This is a genomic window from Sulfurimonas limnophila (assembly GCF_059705345.1).
Map to the genome: position 1 here is coordinate 185,490 of NZ_AP046127.1, position 23,581 is coordinate 209,070.

At 36.6% G+C, this 23,581-nt stretch carries 25 protein-coding genes and 1 other RNA gene; 6 read left to right on the top strand and 20 right to left on the bottom strand.

Annotation, left to right across the window (positions count from 1 at the left end):
- Positions 1–7 precede the first annotated feature (7 nt).
- The 13 genes from AC6H33_RS00975 to pseB all read right to left on the bottom strand — a co-directional run bounded on the left by AC6H33_RS00975 (position 8) and on the right by pseB (position 12,964).
- Positions 8–1,372, bottom strand: a complete 1,365-nt coding sequence (locus AC6H33_RS00975; RefSeq protein ID WP_497606010.1) for a glycosyltransferase family 2 protein — start codon at positions 1,370–1,372, stop codon at positions 8–10.
- A gap of 9 nt (positions 1,373–1,381) precedes the next feature.
- Entirely contained in the window at positions 1,382–2,437 is a 1,056-nt protein-coding gene (locus AC6H33_RS00980) for a Stealth CR1 domain-containing protein (protein ID WP_497605129.1), read from the bottom strand.
- Positions 2,427–3,455 carry a UDP-glucose 4-epimerase GalE gene (galE, locus tag AC6H33_RS00985; RefSeq protein WP_497605130.1) on the bottom strand — a complete coding sequence of 343 codons (1,029 nt, stop codon included), beginning with the start codon at positions 3,453–3,455 and terminating at the stop codon, positions 2,427–2,429. The genes AC6H33_RS00980 and galE overlap by 11 nt, the downstream gene beginning before the upstream one ends.
- 68 nt (positions 3,456–3,523) lie before the next feature.
- The gene (locus AC6H33_RS00990) at positions 3,524–4,954 is read right to left on the bottom strand and encodes a CDP-glycerol glycerophosphotransferase family protein (RefSeq protein WP_497605131.1); all 1,431 of its coding nucleotides are present in this window, start codon (positions 4,952–4,954) and stop codon (positions 3,524–3,526) included.
- Positions 4,944–5,369: an adenylyltransferase/cytidyltransferase family protein gene (locus tag AC6H33_RS00995; protein ID WP_497605132.1), complete on the bottom strand. Its 426-nt coding sequence runs from the start codon at positions 5,367–5,369 to the stop codon at positions 4,944–4,946. The genes AC6H33_RS00990 and AC6H33_RS00995 overlap by 11 nt, the downstream gene beginning before the upstream one ends.
- Positions 5,370–5,384: 15 nt before the next feature.
- Positions 5,385–6,575: an ATP-binding protein gene (locus tag AC6H33_RS01000; RefSeq protein WP_497605133.1), complete on the bottom strand. Its 1,191-nt coding sequence runs from the start codon at positions 6,573–6,575 to the stop codon at positions 5,385–5,387.
- 54 nt (positions 6,576–6,629) lie between these two features.
- Positions 6,630–7,673 carry a pseudaminic acid synthase gene (gene pseI, locus AC6H33_RS01005; RefSeq protein WP_497605134.1) on the bottom strand — a complete coding sequence of 348 codons (1,044 nt, stop codon included), beginning with the start codon at positions 7,671–7,673 and terminating at the stop codon, positions 6,630–6,632.
- On the bottom strand, positions 7,670–8,341 hold the full coding sequence (locus tag AC6H33_RS01010; RefSeq protein ID WP_497605135.1) for an HAD family hydrolase: 672 nt from the start codon (positions 8,339–8,341) through the stop codon (positions 7,670–7,672). The genes pseI and AC6H33_RS01010 overlap by 4 nt, the downstream gene beginning before the upstream one ends.
- A complete protein-coding gene (locus tag AC6H33_RS01015) occupies positions 8,331–9,266 on the bottom strand; it encodes an ATP-grasp domain-containing protein (RefSeq protein ID WP_497605136.1) in 936 nt (311 codons plus the stop codon). The genes AC6H33_RS01010 and AC6H33_RS01015 overlap by 11 nt, the downstream gene beginning before the upstream one ends.
- The gene (gene pseG / locus AC6H33_RS01020) at positions 9,263–10,147 is read right to left on the bottom strand and encodes a UDP-2,4-diacetamido-2,4,6-trideoxy-beta-L-altropyranose hydrolase (protein WP_497605137.1); all 885 of its coding nucleotides are present in this window, start codon (positions 10,145–10,147) and stop codon (positions 9,263–9,265) included. Before pseG ends, AC6H33_RS01015 begins: the two co-directional genes overlap by 4 nt.
- Complete coding sequence (pseF, locus tag AC6H33_RS01025) at positions 10,144–10,839, bottom strand: pseudaminic acid cytidylyltransferase (RefSeq protein WP_497605138.1); 696 nt, start codon at positions 10,837–10,839, stop codon at positions 10,144–10,146. Before pseF ends, pseG begins: the two co-directional genes overlap by 4 nt.
- Entirely contained in the window at positions 10,836–11,963 is a 1,128-nt protein-coding gene (pseC, locus tag AC6H33_RS01030) for a UDP-4-amino-4,6-dideoxy-N-acetyl-beta-L-altrosamine transaminase (RefSeq protein WP_497605139.1), read from the bottom strand. Before pseC ends, pseF begins: the two co-directional genes overlap by 4 nt.
- On the bottom strand, positions 11,963–12,964 hold the full coding sequence (gene pseB, locus AC6H33_RS01035) for a UDP-N-acetylglucosamine 4,6-dehydratase (inverting) (protein WP_497605140.1): 1,002 nt from the start codon (positions 12,962–12,964) through the stop codon (positions 11,963–11,965). The genes pseC and pseB overlap by 1 nt, the downstream gene beginning before the upstream one ends.
- Before the next feature lie 150 nt (positions 12,965–13,114).
- Here pseB and fliD point away from each other — a divergent pair, with 150 nt between their 5' ends.
- The 4 genes from fliD to ffs all read left to right on the top strand — a co-directional run bounded on the left by fliD (position 13,115) and on the right by ffs (position 15,340).
- Positions 13,115–14,482, top strand: coding sequence for a flagellar filament capping protein FliD (fliD, locus tag AC6H33_RS01040; RefSeq protein ID WP_497605141.1), 1,368 nt, complete (start codon positions 13,115–13,117; stop codon positions 14,480–14,482).
- An 88-nt stretch (positions 14,483–14,570) separates the two neighbouring features.
- Positions 14,571–14,945, top strand: a complete 375-nt coding sequence (fliS, locus tag AC6H33_RS01045) for a flagellar export chaperone FliS (RefSeq protein WP_497606011.1) — start codon at positions 14,571–14,573, stop codon at positions 14,943–14,945.
- Positions 14,932–15,186, top strand: a complete 255-nt coding sequence (locus tag AC6H33_RS01050) for a hypothetical protein (RefSeq protein WP_497605142.1) — start codon at positions 14,932–14,934, stop codon at positions 15,184–15,186. The genes fliS and AC6H33_RS01050 overlap by 14 nt, the downstream gene beginning before the upstream one ends.
- Positions 15,187–15,242: 56 nt before the next feature.
- Positions 15,243–15,340, top strand: an RNA gene (ffs, locus tag AC6H33_RS01055) — signal recognition particle sRNA small type.
- 52 nt (positions 15,341–15,392) lie between these two features.
- Here the strand turns inward: ffs and AC6H33_RS01060 are convergent.
- Entirely contained in the window at positions 15,393–15,623 is a 231-nt protein-coding gene (locus AC6H33_RS01060) for a hypothetical protein (RefSeq protein WP_497605143.1), read from the bottom strand.
- Between the two features lie 67 nt (positions 15,624–15,690).
- Here AC6H33_RS01060 and rpmI point away from each other — a divergent pair, with 67 nt between their 5' ends.
- Both rpmI and rplT read left to right on the top strand, forming a co-directional pair.
- Positions 15,691–15,882, top strand: a complete 192-nt coding sequence (gene rpmI, locus AC6H33_RS01065; RefSeq protein ID WP_497605144.1) for a 50S ribosomal protein L35 — start codon at positions 15,691–15,693, stop codon at positions 15,880–15,882.
- A gap of 106 nt (positions 15,883–15,988) precedes the next feature.
- Positions 15,989–16,342, top strand: a complete 354-nt coding sequence (rplT, locus tag AC6H33_RS01070) for a 50S ribosomal protein L20 (RefSeq protein WP_497605145.1) — start codon at positions 15,989–15,991, stop codon at positions 16,340–16,342.
- A gap of 81 nt (positions 16,343–16,423) precedes the next feature.
- Here rplT and AC6H33_RS01075 read toward each other — a convergent pair whose 3' ends face one another.
- The 6 genes from AC6H33_RS01075 to AC6H33_RS01100 form a co-directional block, all read right to left on the bottom strand.
- Positions 16,424–18,103 (bottom strand): response regulator, encoded by a 1,680-nt coding sequence (locus AC6H33_RS01075; RefSeq protein ID WP_497605146.1) that lies wholly within the window; start codon positions 18,101–18,103, stop codon positions 16,424–16,426.
- Positions 18,103–20,079 (bottom strand): methyl-accepting chemotaxis protein, encoded by a 1,977-nt coding sequence (locus AC6H33_RS01080; protein WP_497605147.1) that lies wholly within the window; start codon positions 20,077–20,079, stop codon positions 18,103–18,105. Before AC6H33_RS01080 ends, AC6H33_RS01075 begins: the two co-directional genes overlap by 1 nt.
- Positions 20,076–20,369 (bottom strand): hypothetical protein, encoded by a 294-nt coding sequence (locus tag AC6H33_RS01085; protein ID WP_497605148.1) that lies wholly within the window; start codon positions 20,367–20,369, stop codon positions 20,076–20,078. Before AC6H33_RS01085 ends, AC6H33_RS01080 begins: the two co-directional genes overlap by 4 nt.
- Before the next feature lie 77 nt (positions 20,370–20,446).
- Positions 20,447–21,628: a replication-associated recombination protein A gene (locus AC6H33_RS01090; protein WP_497605149.1), complete on the bottom strand. Its 1,182-nt coding sequence runs from the start codon at positions 21,626–21,628 to the stop codon at positions 20,447–20,449.
- 3 nt (positions 21,629–21,631) lie between these two features.
- On the bottom strand, positions 21,632–22,615 hold the full coding sequence (locus AC6H33_RS01095; protein ID WP_497605150.1) for a pseudouridine synthase: 984 nt from the start codon (positions 22,613–22,615) through the stop codon (positions 21,632–21,634).
- A complete protein-coding gene (locus AC6H33_RS01100; protein WP_497605151.1) occupies positions 22,612–23,574 on the bottom strand; it encodes a KpsF/GutQ family sugar-phosphate isomerase in 963 nt (320 codons plus the stop codon). The genes AC6H33_RS01095 and AC6H33_RS01100 overlap by 4 nt, the downstream gene beginning before the upstream one ends.
- Positions 23,575–23,581 lie beyond the last annotated feature (7 nt).

A 23,581-nucleotide genomic window follows, 5' to 3' on the forward strand; every position in this document is an offset into this window, starting at 1 on the left:
TAGCTGGTTAAAAGGTTTTGAGAAGTTGTTCATAGGTTATAAAATCAATATTTATTTTTCTCTGATGACATATAGTTTTTAAAATATCTTCTATTTCGCTTGCATGAGTGATACTTGTGACTAGAATCATATCATTATCTTTTAAGGGTGTATGATGAACTGATCTGGAAACATGTATATCCTTATTGTATTGAATTCGCTTTGTTTTTTTGTCGATAATTCCTAAGATATTTATATGTAACTCATCGAAAATTGGTAGTAGGATATTTAAAATATCACTTGCACCATAGATATAGATACTTTTAGCCTGAAGGTTTTGTCTAAAATACTCAATAGCCCCTTCCATGAGCCCTAATGGACTTTGTGTATATCTTTGTAATGTTTGAATATGTTCTTTTGAAAGATTAAAATATTTGAAAAAATCATAATATTCGAAATTTTTAAAATGTATCAGTGTAAGATAAACAAGGTGAAGCTTTTTGGATGTGGAAAGCTTTTGAAAAAGGCTGGATGAAACTGCGTGCTCCCAGATACTTTCTAATACGTCTCTTGTATGTTGGGTAGTATCATCGTTTGAGCCTATTTTATTTAATAGGTATTTGAGATAGTTATAAACACGTTGATGAAGAGAGTTCTTGCAGAGAATATCAAGTTTATGATGAGTTAAAAAAGCTTTTGTTGAGTCAAAAATAAAAAATAAGTCTTCAATGTGTTTGAATGAGATCGTATTGGTAATCGAGCCTTCGTTTAGATGGTAATAATTGTAGAGGGGCTCGTTGCAAATACACACTGATTTTGCATAAAAAATTGCCTTGTATTGAAACTCAGCATCTTCAAAAAACAGGTGGTTTGTAAAAAAAAGGTGATTGTCGCTAAATAGCTTCTTTGAATAAATGCAGATACAGGGGGATGAAGAAACTTCATTTGCCAGCACTTTATGAAAAATGGCATCTTTGGATAATGTGTCATTGATTGCGGGGCTGAATTTTTGTATGTTTCCAGTTGCGTCAAGATGTTTATAGCCCCCCATAACGATATCACTGTATTCTTGTCGAATAGTCTGGTAGAGTGTTTCAATCATAGTTGGTTCGATTGTGTCGTCGCTGTCGACAAACATAATATATATACCAGTGGCTTCTAAAATACCTCTATTTCTTGCTCTGCTTAAACCTTGGTTGTTTTGAGAGATAATTTTGATTCTATGATCAATCAAGGAATAATATTGAAGAATTTCCAAACTATTATCTGTTGATCCATCATTAATGCAGAGGATGTCAAAGTTTTGAAATGTTTGAGAAAGAATTGAGTCTAAACATCGTTTCAGATACTTTGCGGTGTTATAAACAGGAATGATAAGGGTTACTGCCGGCATTCGCAAAGACTATCTTTCAAAGCTTGATTTGTTGGGGAGTAATTTGTCTAAGGCATCGTTAATGACACGTTTGCTTTTTTCAAAATCTGTTTCACTCATATCCTCTTTGGTGTATCTCCCTTTTGAAGTGGCATCATTGATGCAGTACATTTGATAATTTTTATTCTCTATATCTTTGGCAACATTGAGTGCATCGATCTTTGTCTTGATTTCGGCATGTTTTCTTTTGGTTAGAAATTCTTTATATTTTCCTGGTGTAAATTGGCCAGTGATCAGTTGCCAGTAGCGAAAAAGATATTGATTGACGTCTTGATTATCTCTGAATTTGGAAGTTGAGGTTTGTAAAAGCCTCTCTTGCTCTTTTGCCCAAACCTCTCGGAGAGTACTTTTTAGATAAGGTTGAGGATGGTGGTTACTAATGAATCCCGTATGCCCTTTCCATCGCAGTAAAAAAAAGGTTTGCAATGATTTGAAGCCATAATTTGGATGGAACCATTTAGAAAAGTTATCCAAGATCACATTCTTTTTAGAAAATTTTGGATTTACATGGCGGTTAAAGTTTTTATTGATGATATCAATGTCATTCAAAATAATATGTGAAATCAAACCATCATGCAATGTATCAAGAACTGCGATATCGACAGGCAGATTATTTTTGAAAAATGATTCCGGTTGGAGTGGTTGAAGAATAAAAAAATCATCATTAAAGTAGACAAAATGTTCGCCCAACTCTTCGATTCGATGTAGATTTATCTCTATGGGATGAGAACTAAACGTGGGTAAATACTCAGTAGGTATATAATCGGTATGTTTCACGATCACGAGCTTAGGATTATCTGTATTTAGCCATGAAGGAAGATGCCCATAGGTGATAAAAAAGATTTTATTCACCCATGGGGTAAACTTTTCGAAAGCTCGAAAAATGTAGTGGAGATTGTCCCAATCTTTATATCTGCTTTGAGTATTCAAGTTAGTATTTATCGGTGAATATTTTTGGAATTCTTCAAGCCATAAAGGATCACTACCATCAACCCATGGGATGACAAAATCAATTTTATAATGCATTGTTTTGCTCCCAAATGTAGGCACTGCGACAAATGAATGTTAAGTCATTATATTTGGATTTCCAATGCATTTTATATATAATTTTTTGATTATCGGCAACTAAAATGGCTGGATCACCTTCTCTTTGTGGTGCGCTACTTACAGTAAAGTTCGTTTTTGACACTTGTTTTACAGTGTTTATCACTTCCTTGACGCTATACCCTTTTCCATATCCTAGATTAAATATATCACTTTCGTTGCTATCGAGATACGTGATAGCTTTGATATGTGCATCGGCTAAGTCTTCTACATGGATATAGTCTCTTACTCCACTACCATCTTTTGTGTCAAAATTATCTCCAAATATATACATCTCTTTTCTTTTTTCAATTGCACATTCACTGGCAATTTTAATTAAATGGGTTGCATTTGGTGTTTGTTGCCCTATTCTGGGTGAGAGTATACCATTGCTAAAGTGCATATCTGCCCCAGCAACATTAAAATAGCGAAAAATTACGTACTTCATTGTTGCTGAAGCTTTTGTGGCATCTTGAAGAATTTGTTCACTCATTAGCTTGCTCATTCCATATGGGTTTATAGGTTTTGTTGCAAATGTTTCATTGATCTTTGCATGCACACTCTCGATTTTTGGCTCCCCATATACTGCCGCAGTACTTGAAAATATGAATTTTTGGACCCCTGTGTTAAGTGCACAATTAATTAGGTTTGTTGTGTTTACAGTATTGTTCATATAATATTTCATTGGATTTTGCACCGACTCAGAAACAATTATATTTGCTGCAAAATGCATAATAACATTAAATTTGTTTTTCTCTAAAAATTGGTTTATTTTTAAAAACTCTTTTAGGTCTAGTTCAATAAAATCAAAATTTCGCATTTTTTGTAAAGTTTGTATAGTTCTTTTATGTCCAGTAGAGAGATTGTCGAGTACTGTAACTTCATAATTAGTTGTTTCTAAAATCTGCTTGACAACATGTGAACCAATGTATCCAGCTCCACCAGTGATAAGAATTTTCATCAGTCGATTCCTAAAATTTGTAAAATTTTCTCGATTATATCATTCATGCTAAAATAAATTCTTCAAGATTACGCATTTAAAATCTCCTTTTGAATTCTCTGCGCATTTTGTGCATCCCTATATGCAAAGAGTTTTTGGCTAAGCATCTCTCTTAGTGCTTTAAATCCATCATTTTCTTGCGTTATAATCATCCTAAGTGCATCATGCAACTCTTCTTGATTTCGAACGTGCAGCCCTGGAGTAAACCCTTCATAATCATATAAAAAACCTTGCATATTTACTTCATACTCTTCTTTGTCGTAATCAAAAAAAATGATGGGGCGATTGAGCAACAAAAAGTCAAAATAGACTGATGAGTAGTCTGTGATGAGTATATCAGTATATTTTAAAAGCGGATAAATATCTCCTTGTGCGGAGTGAAAAAGAATGTTTGAGTAGTTCTCTTGGGTGTAAAGCTCTTGAACAAAGTGATGAAGCTTGAGGATGAGTGTTGTGTTGTTGTTTTGTAAGTGTGTGTTGAGTTTTTCAAAATTCAAAGGGATTTTTGCTGTCTTGCTTGATTCTCTGTGTGTTGGCATATAAAGAGCTATTTTGTGGTTTGTAGCAAAGTTTTTCTTTGCAAATTCATAAATCTCTTTATCACAAAAAAGCAGGTCATAGCTATCGTGACTCTCTTTTAAAAAGAGATCGTTTCGTGGGTAGCCAAAATCTTTGTACTCCTTCGCATGTATCACCTTGCCAAGTGTTGTTTCATTCACAAAATCGCTTGTCGAGATAAGGTAGTCATAAGAGACTGTGGTGAGCTTGTTGAGGCGTTTGAGTGGTATGCCGTGCCACATTTGTACGCTTTTTTGTTTGGGACTTAGAAGGTTTATCTCTTTGGTGAGATTGGCTTGATCTTGAACTATTATCTTGGCATGTGCCATAAGAAAGTATGCATGCCAACTCTCTAGGCAAACAACTGGCATCTCAAGGGCTTGGAGCTCCTGAAGCTGTAGCATGTTGTCTGTGAGCATAACGACATCTAAACCCTCTTTAAAGCAGTGTATAAAAAGTGCTTTGTTATTTGAAGTAATCGAGCCTTTGGAAATAAAGACAATTTTTGTACGTTTGAAATGAAACCAATCAAGAAATTTTGTAAAAGCTTCCAGAAATCTTTGTTTTTGTTTTTTGCTACGCTCATTGGCAAGAGACTTAAGTATCTCTTTTTCTTGAAGAAACTTGTACGCGCCGTTGATTGTCTCTACTTTTATGAGTTTTTGCGCAGGGAACTTTTTGCTAAAATCTTCATAGATAGCGTTACCGTGGTTTTGTGAAAGTATAACAATAAGATCATATTCTTGCATGACATTTTCAGGTTTTACAATATTTTCACCCTCTTGAAAGTTATCGATAAAGCCTAGAAAAATAAAATTATGTTGCTCTTGCAGCTCTTTTGCAAACATCGTTGTTTTCGGGGTATAGGGAGCAATATAGATTTTTTTGTCATTAAACTCCAAAACCTGCTCCATGTTCTTGTAAAAATTTGTTGAGCGCGATTTTAAGCTCAGTTGTTGAGATATCTTCTGTACGAGGTAGATAAAGCACTTCGCAGTGCATTTTTAAAAAATCAAATTTTCCTTCCCAGTCATTTCCCATGGCGAAAATATTAATATCGTATTTCTGGATATCTTCAATCTTTTGCTCCCAAGCCTCTTCAGCGATTACTTTGTCAACGCATTTAATATTGCGCACAATTTCCACTCTTTGTTCATAAGGGATAAGCGTTTTTTTGCCTTTGAGTGCATTAAACTCATCAGTAGAAACAGCAACAATAAGCTCATCGCCTAGTTCTGCAAGACGGCTTAAAAGGTTAAGATGCCCGATGTGAAACATATCAAAAGTGCCGTAAGTGATGACTCTTTTTTTTCCCATTTTCTGCTCTTTCATTTAGTATAAAAACCCAAACATCCAAAGAGGAATCTTGTTGCCGCTTCCTATCTCTAGTCCATCTATGGCGAGATAAGAGTTCTCAATATCTTTGATTTGCTCAAATGTTTTTGAACTTCCACCTACTTCAAAAGTATATGTATCATCGACGATAAAGTCACCTTTTGCAGGATAGTGCAGTGTATGCTCAAAACCTACTTGATTGGCAAAAAATTGCTCTCGCAGGCTTCCTATTTCCCTGCTATCACAATACGAGAAGCTCAAGTTTGTGTTGTGCAAATACAGTTTTTCGGGTTTTGTTAAAATCCCGTCTCCTTTTGCTTTTGACTTGACTGTTTTTATGATAGAACCAGCTTCAAGATAGTGCAAATAACTATAGAGCGTGTTACGATTTATCTCTATTTTCGTTGCGAGTTTTGAGATGTTGAGCTCATAAGGCTTGGCACTACAGAGCATGGATACAAGTTTTTTGAGTTTAAAAATATTTTTCGGTTCAATGTTGAAAACATAAGGTAAATCAGTTTCTATTACTAGGTTGATAATCTCAGAGAGCTTGTGTGAATAGGTTTTTAGATTCTCTTTATAAAAGGGATAGTATCCATATTCGAGATATTTTTGCCAAAATTCATAAGGTTTTAGCTCTTGTGTTATTTTAAATGCTATCTCTATGTGGTTTTTTAAAAGCTCTTGAAGTGAAAAAGACGGAAATGTTTTACCCATTTCTAGTTCGCAAAATTCTCTAAAACTCATTCCATTAACCGTGTATAAAACCGCTCTTCTGCTTAAATCGGCTTTGCTATGAGAGAGTCTTAGAGCAGAGGAACCTGAAAAAATCACTTGTAAATCAAAACTGTCATAGATAGATTTGAGCTCTTTTTCAAAACTTTCATACTTATGAATTTCATCAATCACTAAAAGTTTGCCCCCTTGCTTGGCAAACTCTTTCGCGATGGCGTAGAGTGAACGCTCTGCAACTTCGACATGGTCGGCACTGAAATAGAGTTTTTTTTCAAAATCTAAAGGGTGTTCTTTGAGGTATTGAAGCAAAAAAGTGGTCTTTCCACATCCACGAGGTCCGATAATGCCAATAAGTTTATCATCCATGTTGAGCGTGTTGTGCATAGAACGCTTATAGGTAGCAGTTGTAAGTTTGAGAATAGAGAGAAAATTGTTTCTTAGACTATCGATCATACTGCCACCTTGTTTAGTTAATTAAGCAATTATAGTTTAATTTTGCTTAATTGGTTATTGTTTTTCTAAATCACTAAGCCGTATTGGTGTTGCAAACTCTAAATCACAGCCAGCTTTTTTTCCTAAAATTTCAAAGAGATATTTTGGGTGCAAACCATTGTTTGGACGTACACTTTTAACATTTTCCTCCGTAAAAATCCCCCCCCTTTTGATGGGTTTGCTTACATAGAGGCTACGACAAAAACGGCGGTTATGTTTACGTTTTTCATTGAGCGTGTAATCGACTTTGCCTAAAAGTTTTTCAGTATCACGAACTGCTTGAACCATTGCTTGAAACTCTGTTTCATCAAGAGAAAAAGCTTGGTCGGCACTTGGGATAGATTTGTCAAGGATAAAGTGTTTCTCTATGACTCTCGCACCTAGGCTAACTGCAACAACGGGTGCGACTATCCCTAGTGTATGATCTGAAAATCCAGTGATTACACCAAAAGTTTCCGCTAGATTTGGAATCATTCTTAGGTTGGCATCTTCAAGCGGGGCAGGGTATGCAGAGGTACATTGGAGTAAGATAATCTCATGGTTTCCCTCTGCTTTGCAGATGTTGACCACATCTTGAATCTCATCTGCAGTCGCAACTCCAGTTGAGATAATCATAGGCTTGCCCTTGCTTGCCGTATGGCGGACAAGTTCATAGTCCGTAATCTCAAATGAGGCGATTTTATATGCAGGGGGATTGAACTGCTCCAAAAAATCGACTGCACTTTTGTCAAAAGGGCTTGAAAAACATAACATTCCTTCTTCACGAGCGACACGAAAAAGCTCTTCATGCCACTCCCACGGCGTGTAAGCTTTTTCGTACAAAGAGTAGAGATTTTGGTCATCCCAAAGCTGTGTCCCTTTGATGATAAACTCTTTGTTGTTGGAATCAAGTGTAATCGTATCGGCACGGTAGGTTTGAAGTTTTATAGCGTCAGCACCAGCACGTGCGGCAGCTCTGATGGTTTCTTTTGCAGTTTCTAAGCTTCCGTTATGGTTGGCGGAGAGTTCGGCGATGATGAAAGTACGGGTACTGCTGAAATCAAAAGTTCCTATTTTCACATCTTGACCTTTAGTAATTGTTTGAGTTCTCTAAGTGAGTCTATCTCTTGGTGTGCCTGAAATGCAGCATCTTTTTGTACGCTCTTAAACATCCCTTGGCGTATGCGAATCGTTTGAAAGCCAAGTTTTTTAATCCCCACAAAATCTTTGTTGTTATTATCGCCAATATAGACAATCTCTTTATACTCTACAGCCTCAAAATGTGCGATTTTTTCAAAACAATAAGTAGAGGGTTTGGCATTGATTATACCATATCTGTGGGTGACGAGGCTTTTTTTGACATAGTTTTGTAGTCCTAAAGCTTTGATTTTATTGGCTTGGACGATTTTGTTGCCATCTGTTACAAGATAAAGTGGAATCTTGAGCGCTCCATAATACGCAACTATCTCAAGGGCGTCATCGTTGAGGCTTATCTTTGGTGTGTGGGTTCGGTAGATGTTGAGTGCTTTTTTGATGTTGCATTTCGTGCCAAGTCCAAAATGCGTGAGTGTTGCATCAAACACTTTGCCTCTCCCCTCATTTTCTAAAACAGCCATCATTGTTTCAAACATAGTATCTGAATCGTTTGGCAAAAAGTATTCTGCGACAGCACGAAAACCACTTTTGACAAAAGCTATCTCATCATAAAGTGTGTCGTCCAAATCAAAGACAATAACTTTAACTCTCAAAGTAATAATCCTCTTGTGCGCGCACTTGTCTGATGGTTTTTGGTGTGATATTTACCTCAAAACTTTGTTTATTTGCTTCTAACAAAAACCATAAAAAACTTCTTAGCCCTGCATAGTCACTCAGCGTAGAAGCTCCACCAAAACGCGTGTTGCACTCGATAAGGTAAGAACCACTTTCGTTTTGTAAAACTTGAAGTACGCTGTGCCCTTGAATCTTATGGCATGTGACAAATTCTGCTGCTTTTTGTGCCAACTCCTCATTATGCACGATGGTTGTGACTTTTGACTCCCCATCTATAACAACATCGCGTGAACGCACAACAGCACCTCTGCATACCATGGTTGCATCGACGTAGCAGTCGATACTATATTCACGCCCTTGGATGAATGGTTGAAAAATTGGCTGTTGAAGTTTTTTGGCATGTGCGAGTGCTTCGGTCTTGGTGACGTTGCATGCCATGTTTTTTGCGCCAGCACCAAATCTCTCTTTGACTACAAAAGAGTCCGTTTGCAATGCATCTATACAAAGTGCAGCAGGAATTGCCCAAAGATTCTTTGTGCCCTCATAAAAACGAAGTTTGTCATAGCAGAATCGCACTGCCTCTTCATCCGCGACAAAAACGTCGATGCCCTCTTTTTTAAAAGCTCTTTTATGGAGCGCAAAAAAAAGCAGTTCTTCGTCGCGTGTGGGAATGATATAGCGCACACCATGCTTTTTTGCGTACGCCAAGAGAGCCTCTGGTGTCAACTCCTCTAAGCGTGGCATCTGCCAAAAATCATCGACAAAAAAATGCCCCAAAACATCAAGATTGGAATCAGCACCGAGGATTTTTAAAGAGGGGTCAAAACTCTCCTTTGCTCTTGTAACTGTCTTGATAAGAGGAGTTTTTGCTCCGATACTTGTGATAAGAATCGCTTTTTTCATGACACATGGCCCTTTAAAAGTATTTTGAGTTTTTTGCGTGAGAATTTTTTAAGTACGTCATACCCCTTTTTCTGCAAAAACTGCCTCATATATTTTTGGTTTTGAGCACTTTGAATGGCTATAAATGGAGTTTGAAGTGCATAAAATTCATTCGCCAAAACGCTTGGCGTGATGATGGCAAGGCGTGCTTGTTTTGCAAGTTTGGCAAGCTCGTTTGTTTGGATATGCAGGGATACAGAGGGCTTCTCTCGTACATACTCTTGGAGCTGTTCTAGGTTTTTGTTGGCATGCGTGGTGATAATATTTACATGCCATGAAAAGTTTTTTGGCAGGAGTTTGAGAATTTTTAACGTCATGTTTTTCGTATCGGCTCCCCCCATCGCTATGAGAAGAGAGTCTGTTTTGCTAACTTCTGCAGTCTCTAAAAACTCCCCTCGCAAAAGAGTATATTTTTCCCCGCAGCGAATTTCGCAATGTTTGGGCAGAAGCCCTTTGTAGTGTTTTTTTTTGGCATAAATATTGTGGTTTAGAAGAGTGTCGCAGAAATGTTTTTTGTAAGTGTCCTCAACAACCATTAAAGTAAGGGACGGATGCTCTTTTTTAAGACTTTTTTCAAAGTTGTAGCCAAGTTCATAGTGGTCGATTACAAGTAAATCGATGGCATGATGGCGCACAATCTGACTTAACTCTGCTACGGCATTGGTAGCCAAAGAGTGGATTTGAAAACCAGCCCTTAAGATGAGTGCATCAAGATTGCCCTCAAGCGGGCGTGTTGCAAAGGAGATGGAGTGCGCGGCAAACTCTTTGGCAAGAACGATATCGCGCATCACATGTCCTGTGCCGATGGTGTTAGAAGCGTCTGATCGAATTAAGACATTCATCTTTGTTTCATCGCTTCATAAAGATATTCCGCACGCACCCAATCTTCCATATCGTCGATATCTTGAACTAGATAGCGAGGCAGAATAATTGGGATAGAGTCTTTACCGAAGATGATGTCCTCAGAGTTTTTACTCAAATCGTTCCAATAAAACTGTCCTGCATCTTGGTACGCCCTCTCCAAATCTTGACTGCGTTTAGCAAAGTTTTCTCTCCAAAACATCTCGCATCGACCCTCTTGTGTTATCTTAAAGGTGCGTTGAATCGGAAAAGGCATGGAGGTTGCGCCAAAGGCGTATTTTGCATCGCTTTGTTTGAGTTTTTCAAAACCCTCTTTAAGATATTTCTCATCCAAAAACGGTGCAGTTGCGTAGATAGTGCAAAGGTAGCGAAACTCTTTGCCCCTTGCTTGGAGCCACTCTTTGGCATGTGCGACCACTGCACCTGTACCCGTGAAATCATCACTCAGCTCTTTTGGGCGCAAAAACGGCACGCTCGCGCCGTAACTTTTGGCAATATTTGCAATCTCTTCATCGTCGGTGCTCACTATCACTTCATCAAAAAGCCCACATTTTAAAGACGCTTCGATAGAGTAGGCGATAAGCGCTTTGCCATGAAAAAGTTTGATATTTTTACGCGGTATGCGTTTGCTACCGCCTCTTGCGGGGATAACAGCTATGGCATCTTTTTTCAAAAACTACATCCTCTGTAAGTAAATCCTTCTAGCACTTCCAAAAGGGTATCCGCCACAAAAGCAGCATCATCAAGTGTCATCTTTTGGTGGCAGGGAATCGAGATTTCACTTTTGTAAAAATCATCCGCCACTTGAAGCCTCACATCGCCAAATCGCTCTTTGTAAAAACTGTTTTGATAAATTGGCTTGTAGTGTACTTGAACGCCCAATCCTTTTGCTTGAAGCTCTTTAAAAATATCCTCTTTGACGCAGTGAAACTCTGGATTTAAGATTATAGGGTAGAGATGTCTTGAGCTAATCATGTTTGGCAAAATAGCTTGTGTGAGAAAAAACTTCTTGTTTTTAAAACGCTTGTCATAATAAGAGGCAATTGCGTCTCTTCTTTTGATAAAGCTATCTAGTTTTTTAAGTTGGCTAAGCCCAAGAGCGGCGGCAAACTCAGTGAGTCTAAAGTTGTATCCTAAACTTACCATATCAGAGTTCCATAACTCTTTTTTAACCACACCGTGTGCGCGAAAAAGTCTCAGTTTTTGCGCCCACTCTTCACTGTTGGTTAAAACCGCTCCGCCCTCACCTGTAGTTATGGATTTGATGGCATGAAAACTCAGTATCGTCATATCGGCGAATGAACCCGCTTTTTTACCATCCACGCTTGAGCCTAGTGCATGAGAAGCATCATCTATAAAGAGTAGATTGTGTTTTTTTGCTATCTCTTTTATCTTTAAAAATTCAAGGGGCTTTCCCGCAAAATCAACTCCTACAATCGCTTTTGTGCTGGGAGTTATCAACTTTTCAATAAGCTTTTCGTCCATATTTCCATCAAGCTTGACATCGCACCACACGGGCTTTGCACCAAGAGAGACAAACATATTTGCTGTTGCAACAAAGCTGATGGGCGTGGTAATAATTTCATCATTTTGAGTAATCCCGCAAACCGAAAAAGCTGCCAAAAGAGCCGAGGTTGCAGAATTTAAAACCACTGCATATTTCGCCCCTGTATAACTGCATAACGCCTCTTCAAACTCTGCCACTTTGGCACCTTGTGTTAAAAAAGGGCTCTTTAAAACCTCTACGACGGCGTCTATATCATCTTGTTCTATAAGCTGCGTTGAGTAGGGTAGCATTACACATTATCCGCCAATTTAATCTTCTCAAGAAGTGCTGCGCATGAAAGCCACTCTGTATTGTTTCCAGAGTTGTACTCAAATCCTTGAGAAACACTTGTGCCCCTTTCGCCTAAAGCATTGGTAGAAAAATCAGCTTTTTTTGTAAATTGGATAGTTGGTTTGATGACATAGTGATTCTTGAATTCTAGCGTGAGATGACTATCATCTGAGGGGCACATAATCTCATGGAGCTTCTCTCCAGGGCGGATGCCGATGATTTTTTGAGGAAGGTCTGGAGCAAGTGCGAGAGCGAGTTCGGTTATTTTCATAGAGGGGATTTTTGGTACAAATATCTCTCCGCCATACATCCTCTCAAAGTTTTTAAAGACAAAATTAACGCCATCTTCAAGAGTGATGAGAAAGCGCGTCATCCTCTCATCGGTTATAGGAAGCTCTTTGGCACCCCCATCTATAAGTTTTTGAAAAAACGGCACGACAGAGCCACGAGAACCTATGACGTTGCCATACCTTACAACAGAAAACAGAGTATCTCTATCTCCAGTTAGGTTGTTTGCAGCCACAAAAAGTTTATCGCTTGCCAATTTTGTCGCACCATAAAGATTTACAGGATTTGCCGCTTTGTCGGTGGAGAGAGCAATAACTTTATTAACCCCGTTTTCAATAGCAGCATCGATGACGTTTTGTGCACCCATGATATTTGTTTTGATGCACTCCATGGGATTGTATTCAGCAATGGGAACATGCTTAAGTGCTGCTGCATGAACAACAAAATCAACGCCATGCATCGCTTTTAAAAGTCTTTTTTCATCCCTTACATCACCTATAAAATAACGCATACACTTATCGTTAAAAATCTGCGCCATTTCATACTGTTTTAGTTCGTCACGGGAGTAGATGATAATCTTGTTAGGTTGATATTTTTTTAGAAGAAGCTGTGTGTATTTTTTACCAAAACTCCCAGTTCCACCAGTGATAAGTATATTTTTACCATTAAACATATGCAAACCACCCTCTGTTTTTATCTAATTATACAGCAAAAAAAGTGTCATATAAATTTTTATTTTTTCTAAAGAAATAATAGTTTTAGTCGATTTAGAACTTAGTAAAAAATTGACAAACAATTCAAATTATTTTAAAAAGGATTTGCTATGGCGATAAGTTCATTAGGCGCAGGAGCTGGGGTACTTACACAAGATCTTTTAGATAAGCTAAAAAAAGCAGATGAGTCGCAATACATTGACCCAATTGATGCCAGAAAAACAACAGAAACAAAAAAGAAAGAGGCTTTTAGTGTCATCAATGCTTATATGGATAATGTGACATCTAGTTTGGAAAGTTTAAGAGAGTATGGTGTTTTTGAGTCAAGAATAGCGAGTAGCAGCAATGAAGATGCCGCAACAGTGAGTGCGGCAGAGAGCAGTGATATACAAGATTTTTCTCTCGAAGTTTTAAATTTAGCGACAAAAGAGATAGAGCAAAGTGGTGCATTTACTACAAAAACAGCAACCGTTGCCACAGGTTCTGGAGAGCTTAAACTGACAGTTGGAAGCAATAATTTTACAATAGGTTATGACGCAACAACTACGCTTGAGGAACTTAAAAACTTAATCAACACAGAGGCTGGGGAGAGTGTCAGTGCGACTATTGTTCAGATTGCAGATAATGATTTTAGACTTTTCTTAAGCGCAAAAGAGAGTGGTGAGGGGCAGGAAATCTCCATTACCGATGTAGTCGGCGAGGGCGAAGCTCTCCGCAGCGCGCTTACATCTGGTATGACAAATGTCCAAAATGCAGTTGACGCCACTTTTAAGTATAACTCGCAAACAATTACTCGTACTAGCAATGTTGTAGATGACTTGCTCTCTGGCGTTACCATAACTCTTAAAGAAGCAGGAACAACCAATGTTTCTGTAAAACAAGATATAGAAAATATAGCTTCAAAGATAGAAAACTTTATAACCAAATATAACTCTGCGCTTTATCAGCTCACACAAGATACAAAATCAAGTGAAAATGCTGATGAAAGAGGCGTTTTTTCTGGTGAAAGCGTTATGAAAACCATGAAAGTGGATATGCTCAACATGATAGGAACTGTTGGTGGTGTTGGCAGGGTTCAGGATTATGGCATAGAGGTCAATGACGATGGAAGTCTAAAGCTTGATACTGTAAAGTTAAATGAAAAATTAGAAGAAAATCCAGATAACGTCCAAGCGTTTTTTGCAGGTGGAGCATTTACAAGAAGCGATGGTTCTCAAGTAGAGCTTGATGGCGCTTTTGTAGAGATGCAAGAAGAGATGCAAAAATATACAAAGTACAATGCAACGCTTGATCAGTACAAAAATCTAATTGATCAGCAGCTCGAGAGTTTGACTGAGCAAAGAACCAAAGCGATGGAGAGACTTACGTCTAAGTATGAGATTATGGCAAAGCAGTTTGCAGCGTATGATGCGGTTATCACACAGCTCAACAGTGTCTCATCTATGTTTACAAATCTCGTAAATTCTGAATCGGCATAATAACAGTAAAAAAGCTAAAGTAAATCCTAAAATAGCCGATTTGCTCTGCATGAAACAAGAAGAAAAAGATGATACTAAAGGGTCTAAAATGTATGGAAATACAGCTTACAATATCTACTCACAAAACAATGTAGGGATAGGATCTCCTGAAAAGTTAGTAGAGATGATGTATGAGGGAGTGCTTCGTTTTAACGCACAAGCAAAAAAAGCGATAAGAGACGGCAATATTGAAAAAAAAGTTTACTGGGTTAACCGCTCTATTGCAGTGATAACAGAGCTTATCGCTGTTTTAGATTTTAAACATGGGAAAGTTGCATACTACCTTGAGGGGCTTTATAACTATCAGATTCAGCTTCTTAATTTGGCAAATATCAAAAAAGATGAGTCAAAGATTGATGAAGTGAACAATGTTTTCAAGGGACTTCTTGAAGCGTGGAGAGAGACCACAAATGTGGCTAGATAAACTCAAAATCGCCACTATAGAAAAAGATGTTGCCTCACTTGAAAAACTGCTGAGAGATGTTCCTGAGTTAAAAGAGAAAAGAGAGAGAGAAGAGGCGCTTTATCTTCTTAAAGAGGCAACGTTTCAGATGCAAAAACTAAAAGATGAAACACTTATTTCTATGCAGCAAATAAAAAAAAATCTTGACTTTTTGCGTGCAACAGATTCGCGTTCCTTCAAAAATTTAGATATCCGCCTCTAAAGCTGGCAAATCTTTATTTTGCTATTTTGCTTTTTTTAGGTATAATTCGCCGCTTCTCTTTAGACCTGTGCAATGGTGCTTTGAGGTACTGTGTCAGGGTAGGAATACAGCAGCACACCTTAGTGTATTATGTGCCGCAGGTATCTGGAGAGAAGTACTTCAAGTAAACTCCTCAATAAAATAAAATTTCGCCTCAAATTTGCATTTTAATTATCTTTTCTATGTTTAGATATTCCGCATGCCTGATTTGGTTTTGGCGGGTTGTTTTTTAGGTAGGTTAAATCCTCTAGCGTCTGTGTTAAGACCCTTTTTTGTTGCAAAAGCGGGAGCATGCGGTTGTCTTTTTCGTTCATTGGAAGGCTCATGTCAAGCAGTATTGCCTCCACCTCTTTGTCTAAATCATGAAGTGCGTTATTGATGTGTTTTATGGAATTCATAGCAAAATTATAGCTGATTTGAAAAAAATTTGGGTATAATTGCGCTTCAATTTACAAAGGAGTTTCGATGCCAAAGATGAAATCTGTTAAAGGCGCTGTGAAGCGTTTTAAAGTTAAGAAAAACGGTACAGTTAAACGTGGTACAGCGTTTCGTAGCCATATTTTAACTAAGCAAGATCCAGATACACGTTCAAGACAACATCAACCAAAAGTTATTGCTAAAGTTGATGAAAAAAATGTTAAGGCTATGATTAACTAATTTTAGTTAATTGTTAAATCTCCAACTTTATTAGTTGGGCAAGACCACGTACAGTGTGGCACCTTGAACACAAAAAGTGTCATAGGTAAAGAAAAAAGGAAATAATATGCCAAGAGTAAAAACTGGTGTTGTTCGTAGAAGAAGACACAAAAAAATATTAAAATTAGCAAAAGGTTTTTATAGCGGACGCCGTAAACATTACCGTAAAGCTAAAGAGCAATTAGAACGCTCAATGTACTACTCATTCCGTGACAGAAAGCAAAAGAAACGTGATTTCCGTAAACTATGGATTATCCGTATTAATGCAGCTTGTCGTTTAAATGGAATGAACTACTCAACGTTCATCAATGGTTTAAGCAAAGCTGGTATCGAGCTTGACCGTAAAATCCTTGCTGATATGGCAATGAATGATGCAGCAGCATTTAGTGCAGTTGTAGCTTCATCAAAAGCAGCTCTATAAGTAAATAAATATCGAGTGTAACTATGTTGCACTCGGTTATACACAAATCCACTCACAACCTAACTCTTACTTCTTACCACTTTAAAGTTTATGTAAAAATAGTACGCTTGTTCCTTTGGTGTTGTAGTATATTCCAAGTGATGATTGTCTTGAGATATAGACACCTCTGCCATTGAAGTTTTTTCTATCTCTAAAAATATCACTAAGTATTTGGGTATTAAAGCCAGTTCCCTCATCTCTTATGGTTGTAGTAATGTATTTATTTAGATTGTACTCAATAATATTTATACATACAGATATTTTTTTTTTGCAGTTTTTCTCTAGCTCTTCTAGAGTTGTAAAATAGTTGTCTTCACTTATTAACTTGTGTTTGGTTTGTGAGTCAAGTCCAAGACTTCCGTGCTCATAAGCATTCATAAATAGCTCAGTAAAAACTACACCAGCATTATAAATAAGCTTGTAGTCACTACTAAAAGAGCTCCAAAAATCACTATACCACTCATTTGCTGCCTCTATGGCTTCTAGTGAACTATCAAAGCTTTTTTGAATGTTAGAGGTGTATTTCATCAGATTGAGTCTATTTATAAAGATGAAAGTCATATCATCTTCTTGTGTATCTATTTTCCAAAGAATTTTTTCTCTTAACTCATCTTTGGTAAAAGATGATAGAAAGTCATTTTCTAAATAATTTGCATAAACCTTGTCCTTCTCTCTAACACTATTTTCAATAACACCATCGCTAAAAAAAAGAAATTTTGTTACATCTGATATATCCATCGATGAGACAGTTGAGCTTTTTGTATATTTGCTTAGTGGAGGATTGTTTGATTTTATTTTAATTATTTCACTGTTTGTTGTTTGCATAAGAGAAGAGGGCATTGCAAATTTTGAGTAGTGCATTTTTGAGTTATTGTAGTCTATCAAAATAAAGTCTGCTGCCACAGCTTCTTCTTCAAGTAAAACAGGCTTTATATAATCAATAGCACTGTCTATGATAGTTTTTAAATCAAAATCCCCAACGCTCTTGTCAACAATATGATTTATATATGAAGTTAAAAGCATAGAGCTTAAAGAGGCAGAGAGACCTTTACCCATTCCATCTATGATGAAATAAAACTGAGTATCTTTATCGATTTCTCTAGCACTATAAGCATCCCCGCTTAATACATCAAGCGGCTTGTAAAAAAAGTCTATAAGAGCAATGGATTTATTTTCATGCATCTGATAGTAAAAGTCATTTCTGATAATATTTAACTCTTTAGAAAACGCCAACTCTTCTTGAATGGAGTTATACTTCTCCTTTGATTCAAGATCATGGAGTTTTTTCTCTCTTTGCTCCCTTAGATAGCTATCCGCAATGAGTAGTTTTGATACTTTTTCAATAGCTTGTATAACTTCTTCAATAACGATTGGTTTTTTTAAAAAATTATTTACATTTAGCTTAAGAGCCTCTACTATAATATCAATCTCTTGTACCGCAGATACTAGTATGATAGGAATCTCTTTATTTGTTTCTCTGATAAGCCTTATCATCTCAATACCATTTAAATTTGGCATCTCATAGTCTGTGATAATAATGTCAATTTTTTCTGTTTTTAATTTTTCTAGCCCATCTTTAGCGTTATTTGCAAAGATGATATTTTGTGTGATATTTTTAAATATTGAGCTATATATAAGTTGAGTTGTTTGATTGTCTTCAACACAAAGAAGTGTTAAAGAGTGAAGGTAATCTAATACAGAAGTATCAATATTGCTAGGCATTATATTTTGAATTTATTTAATTCATTTTGTAGTTTATTGGCGTCAATTGAGAGTTTTGTTGCTGCTTCATCTACAAGCCCTCTATGCGCTGTATTTTTCTTAGAGAGCTCTATGATCTCATCCATATCGCGGATAAGTTCTTTAGTTTTTGTTGCTATGTAAGTGCTTTGATGCATTACATTGCTTGATTTATCGCTTGTTTTTGAGAGATTCTCTTTAGTTTGCTCTGAAGAAGATATTAGCTCTTGTGCAGAGTTTGCAATGTTGCCCATATTTTGTGATGTTCTTTGTGTCTCTTCTGATATTTCTATAACATTTTGTGTTATAAGATTTACATTTGCACTAATCTCGCTTAGGCTTTTTTGTGTTCTCTCTGCAAGTTTTCTAACTTCATCTGCAACAACAGCAAAGCCTCTTCCATGCTCTCCAGCACGCGCTGCTTCAATTGCTGCATTTAATGCTAGAAGATTTGTTTGGTCTGCGATATCTGAGATAATTGCTAAAACATCTTTAATATTTTTAGCTTGTTCAGTTAAAGAAGAGACCTTTTGAACCAAATCTTGTTGATGTTGGCTTCCATCTTCAATTGCTCTTACGACTGAATCAAGCTCGTTCACAAAAGAGTCAAGAACATTATATGTATGATTAAGATCCTCAGTAACTGTAATCGAGGACTCCTCAATAGTATCTAGTCTTTCGCCTACTTCAGTTACAAGGACATTGATGTTTGAAATTTTTTTATCTGCATCTTCACCATTTTTTGTAAGTTGATTAACAATATCATTTAATATTTCGCTCTCTTTTGATGTTCTGATGGAGACATCTTTTGCTTGATAAACACTCTCTTTAAATGCTACTACCATGACATGCAGAGCTCTTGAAATTTGAGAAATTTCATCTTTGCCCTCAACTATAATATCACATGTCAAATCTAGGTTGTTAGAGACACAGCCAATTTTTTCTAGAGAGCTTCTAACGCTCTTATTTACGCCTTTACTTATGATAAAAATTATAATAAATATAGCGATAGCAAAAGCTAAGTATCCACCAATAGAAACAGTGGCATTTTTGATAGAAGTAGCTTTTAGCTCTTCTAATAATTGAGTATTGTGTTTTGCAAGTTCATCATCTATATCTTTTAATATATCTATTTTTTTAGTAATTGTTGAAAACCACACAACGCTATCTACATCAAAGCCGCCATCAATTGCTTTTGATTTTGCGATATCTCTTAGTTTGGCTACTTCGGCAATTACTGGTGAATCTATTTTTTGTTTATATAAATCTTTTGAGTTCTGATTTGACATTGATAAAAATGCATCAAGATATGCGTCTTGTTCCGCAACAAGCGTTATCCACTTGGCAAAAGTACCATCAGAGAATTTATCAGCAGCAAATACAGCACTCAGTATTGCTCGTTCGATTCCTGCTCTCTCTTTTGATTTTAAAAAGCTGGTATAGGCACTTAGAGCTTTTACAAGCTCTGGAGAGTTGGCTATTTTTGCGCTTAATGAGACAATAGTTAATATTTTTGAGTTCATTGCAGTATAGTATGAAACAGCCTCTTTAGTCGTTATTGATAGTTCTGTTACTTTTGAGCGAACCTGTTCTATTTTTGCCATATCGCCATTAAATGCTGATATCTCATCTTTAAGCTCTTTGGGAAAAGAATTTAAATCAAGAGTGTCTATATATGCTTTTAGATTTTCGTACTCTTTTGTTGTTGCAACTCTTTGATTGGGCAATATGTTGCCAAATTTCTTTCCAAGAGAACCTATAAATCCAGCACTAGCACCTCTCTCTTTTTGTGTTTCATGAATAACTAGACTTAATTTTTGAGAGAGAGTATTTAGGTTTTGTGATCTTGATATATTTTCTTTGTCATCAATAGCTTTAAATGTTGCGATTGTAATTATGATAAGCGCAAAAGATACAACAATTGCCGTTATTAGATTTAATTTATATTTTATCGTCATTTTAAACTCTTTTTGGCTTTAAACATAGATGCTAGATTTAAATCATCTAAAAGATGTAAGAGCTGCTCATTACCAACATTCATATGAAGATCGATGTTGTCTTTTAGAACAAGTTTATTAAGATAGCCTATTACTGAAGATGTTATCGATAAAGAATCAACTACATTAAGATGAATTGATTTATGAGTAATAATGACGCTATCAACACCCTGTTTAATTACTTGAAAATCATTGATACTTTTTATGTTACCTGTTATCGTAACTATGTTGGAAGATATTTGTAGCTCCATCTTTTTTAAGTCCTTGTTTTAATAAAATTTGAATTTAGCATTAGAGTGTAGTCTATACTTTAAACTATTAAAAACAACTAAAAAACTCTTATACTAGAGAGCCAATCAATCATCTTTTTCTCATAGCCAATAGGCTTTAGAGCTACAAACTTTAATGGCTTTGATAGATAGTTTTGTTTGACATATCCTCCAAAATCGTGAGGGTATAAATAATTGCTATTTTTCTGGGTTATATTTTTTGGTATATCTAACATAACTCCATCATTTACGGCTTTTAATGCTTCATTTATTGCCAGATAGGCAGAGTTTGATTTTGGAGATGCACAGAGATAAATTACGGCTTGAGATAAAATTATCCTAGCTTCAGGATAGCCAATCTTTGAGACACTACTCATAGCGCTGGTTGCTAGAGTCAGAGCTTGAGGGTTTGCGTTTCCTATATCTTCACTAGCGAGTATTACAAGGCGTCTAGCGATAAACTCTGCACTCTCTCCACCATCAATTAGACGGGCAAGATAGTAGATGGCTGCGTCCGTATCAGAACCTCTGATGGACTTAATCATAGCACTGCTCAAGTCGTAATGAACACCCGCTTCACTGCTTCCCGTGCTTAGTGCATTTGGACGAAGTGATTTTAAAATACTAAGAGTAATGTGCGTCTCTATATTTGAGGCAAACTCTAAGAGTTTTAACATTGAGCGAGCATCACCACCACTGCTTGCTATGAGATACTTAGATGCTTCATCATCACAAGTAATCCCAGAACTCTCTATCGCTCTTTGAAGAAGCCCATTTAGTGCCTCATTTGAGATGTAATTAAGCTCAAAAAGCATTGAGCGGGAACGAATAGCAGAGGTAAGTGAAAAAAATGGATTTTCAGTGGAAGCACCGATAATGAGTACAGAGTTATTTTCCATAACAGGCAGAAGGACTTCTTGCTGGTTTTTGGCTAGACGATGTACTTCATCTATAAAAATAAGTGGTTTTTGCAGAGTGTTTTTGTACTGCTCAAATATCGCTCTGAGCTGTTCAATTTTTATGCTTGTTGCGTTAAATTCATAAAATGGCAACTCCATCGTTTTTGCGATAATTCTAGCGATAGAAGTCTTTCCAGTTCCTGATGGTCCAAAAAAGAAGCTATGCCCAAGAACGCCTTTTTGGCATAAAACTCTAAGTGGGGCTTTATCTTTGCTAAGATGATCTTGACCGATAAGTTCATCAAAATTTGAGGGTCTTAAAAGATGGGTAAAATCCGCCAACTTTTAACCTCTTTTTTTTGTTACTTTCTTATCTTTAAAAACCTTTTTTTTGTCGTCTTTCTTTTTATCGTCTTTGTAGTTTGGTTTTTTTATATCTTTATCACTCTTTTTATCGTCTTTATATCTTGGTTTTTTTGAATCTTTGTCACTTTTTTTGTAATCTGTTTTTTTATTATCAGTTTTATCATATTTTTTTACAGAAGGTTTCTTCTCACTTTTTTCTTCTGCTTTTTTCTCTTCTTTTAAGAATTTTGAGAGTGCTGAATACTCGCTGCGTGAGAGAAATCTAACTTTTCCAGTTGGAAGATTATTGAGCTCAATTTCAGCAAAACTGATTCTCTTTAGATCAACTATATCTGTTCCAAAGTGTGCAAAAAAGCGTCTAAGCTCACGATTTTTGCCTTCACTAAGAGCTACTTTTAAGATAGAGTAGTTTGGTTCATTTTTTTGGATTTTATATCCTATAAAAGGTTTAAACTCCATAGAGGTAACTTTAGAGTGGCTATGTCCACCAGCAGTTGCGTCATCTAAAATCATTCCATTTAACATGGCAGCTTCCATCTCTGATGTAACTTCACCTTTAATTTTTATCTTATAGATTCTCTCCAAATCGGACTCCATAAGAGCAGAAGCAACTTTTGAAGCATCCGTTAAAAGAAGTAAGCCCTCAGAAGCGTAGTCAAGTCTTCCAACTGGGACATAGTGTTTATACTCTTTTGGCAAAGTATCGTAAATAGTTTTTCTCTCTTTAGGGTCACTCTTGGTAACTAACTCACCTTTTGGTTTGTTATATACGATAACGGTATATTTATCTCGTACTGTTACTTGTTTACCGCTTACGTAAACAACATCAACACCCTCATAAACATCTGTTGCTGGGTTGTTTTGTATTTCGCCGTTTATTCTTACATAGCCATCTAGTATGACTTTGTCTGCCTCTCTTCTTGAGTAGCTTGAGTGGTGTGCGATATATTTGTTCAGTCTCATGATATGCCTTTTTCTATGAGAGTATGGATATGAAGCACACCAAGGACTCTCTTTTGTCTATCTGTTACAACTAAAAGCTGTATCTTCATCTCTTCAATTATAACAAGTGCTTCACTTGCTAAAATATTCTCATCTTCTATAGTTTTTGGGTTTTTTGTAGCGTATTTTAAAACGCTCTCATTGAGTGAAAAATCCTCACTCATCAAAGCTCTGCGAATATCGCCATCGCTCATAAGTGCTAGAAGTCTATTCTCATCATCTACAACCAAAACAGTTCCAAGTCGTCCTTCGCTAATCTTTACAATCGCATCTTTTACTTTTGTATCTTCTCTAACGATAGGCAAATCTTTTACTCTCATGAGGTCTTTTACTTTTACAAATAGCTGTTTTCCTAAAGCTCCGCCTGGATGGAAAGAGGCGAAATCGCTTTTTTTAAAGTTTTTTGCCTTCATAAGACATACTGCAAGTGCGTCTCCAAGGGCAAGAGTCAGGGTAGTTGAGCTAGTTGGTGCTATTCCAAGAGGACAAGCTTCTTTGTGGATAATTACATCAATCACAAGGTCGCTGTACTTTCCAAGTGTTGAGTTTTTATCTCTTGTCATGCCGATAAGTGGAGTTTGAAATCTCTTAATATGAGGGAGGATTGAGCTTAACTCTTCGCTCTCTCCGCTGTAACTTATAGCAATGACCACATCATTATGGCTTATCATTCCAAGGTCGCCATGAAGCGCTTCTGTTGGATGTAAAAAAAAGCTAGGAGTTCCAGTAGAAGCAAATGTTGCTGCCATTTTTGCACCAATTAGTCCTGATTTTCCAACACCAGTTATGATTAACTTGCCTTTACATGCAAGAATTATCTCAACTGCTCTATCAAAAACATCATCAATTTTATCAGCACTCTCTAGGAGTGTTTGCGCTTCTATTTTAAGGGTTTCTTGTGCTATTTCTTTGTAATTCATGGTGCAA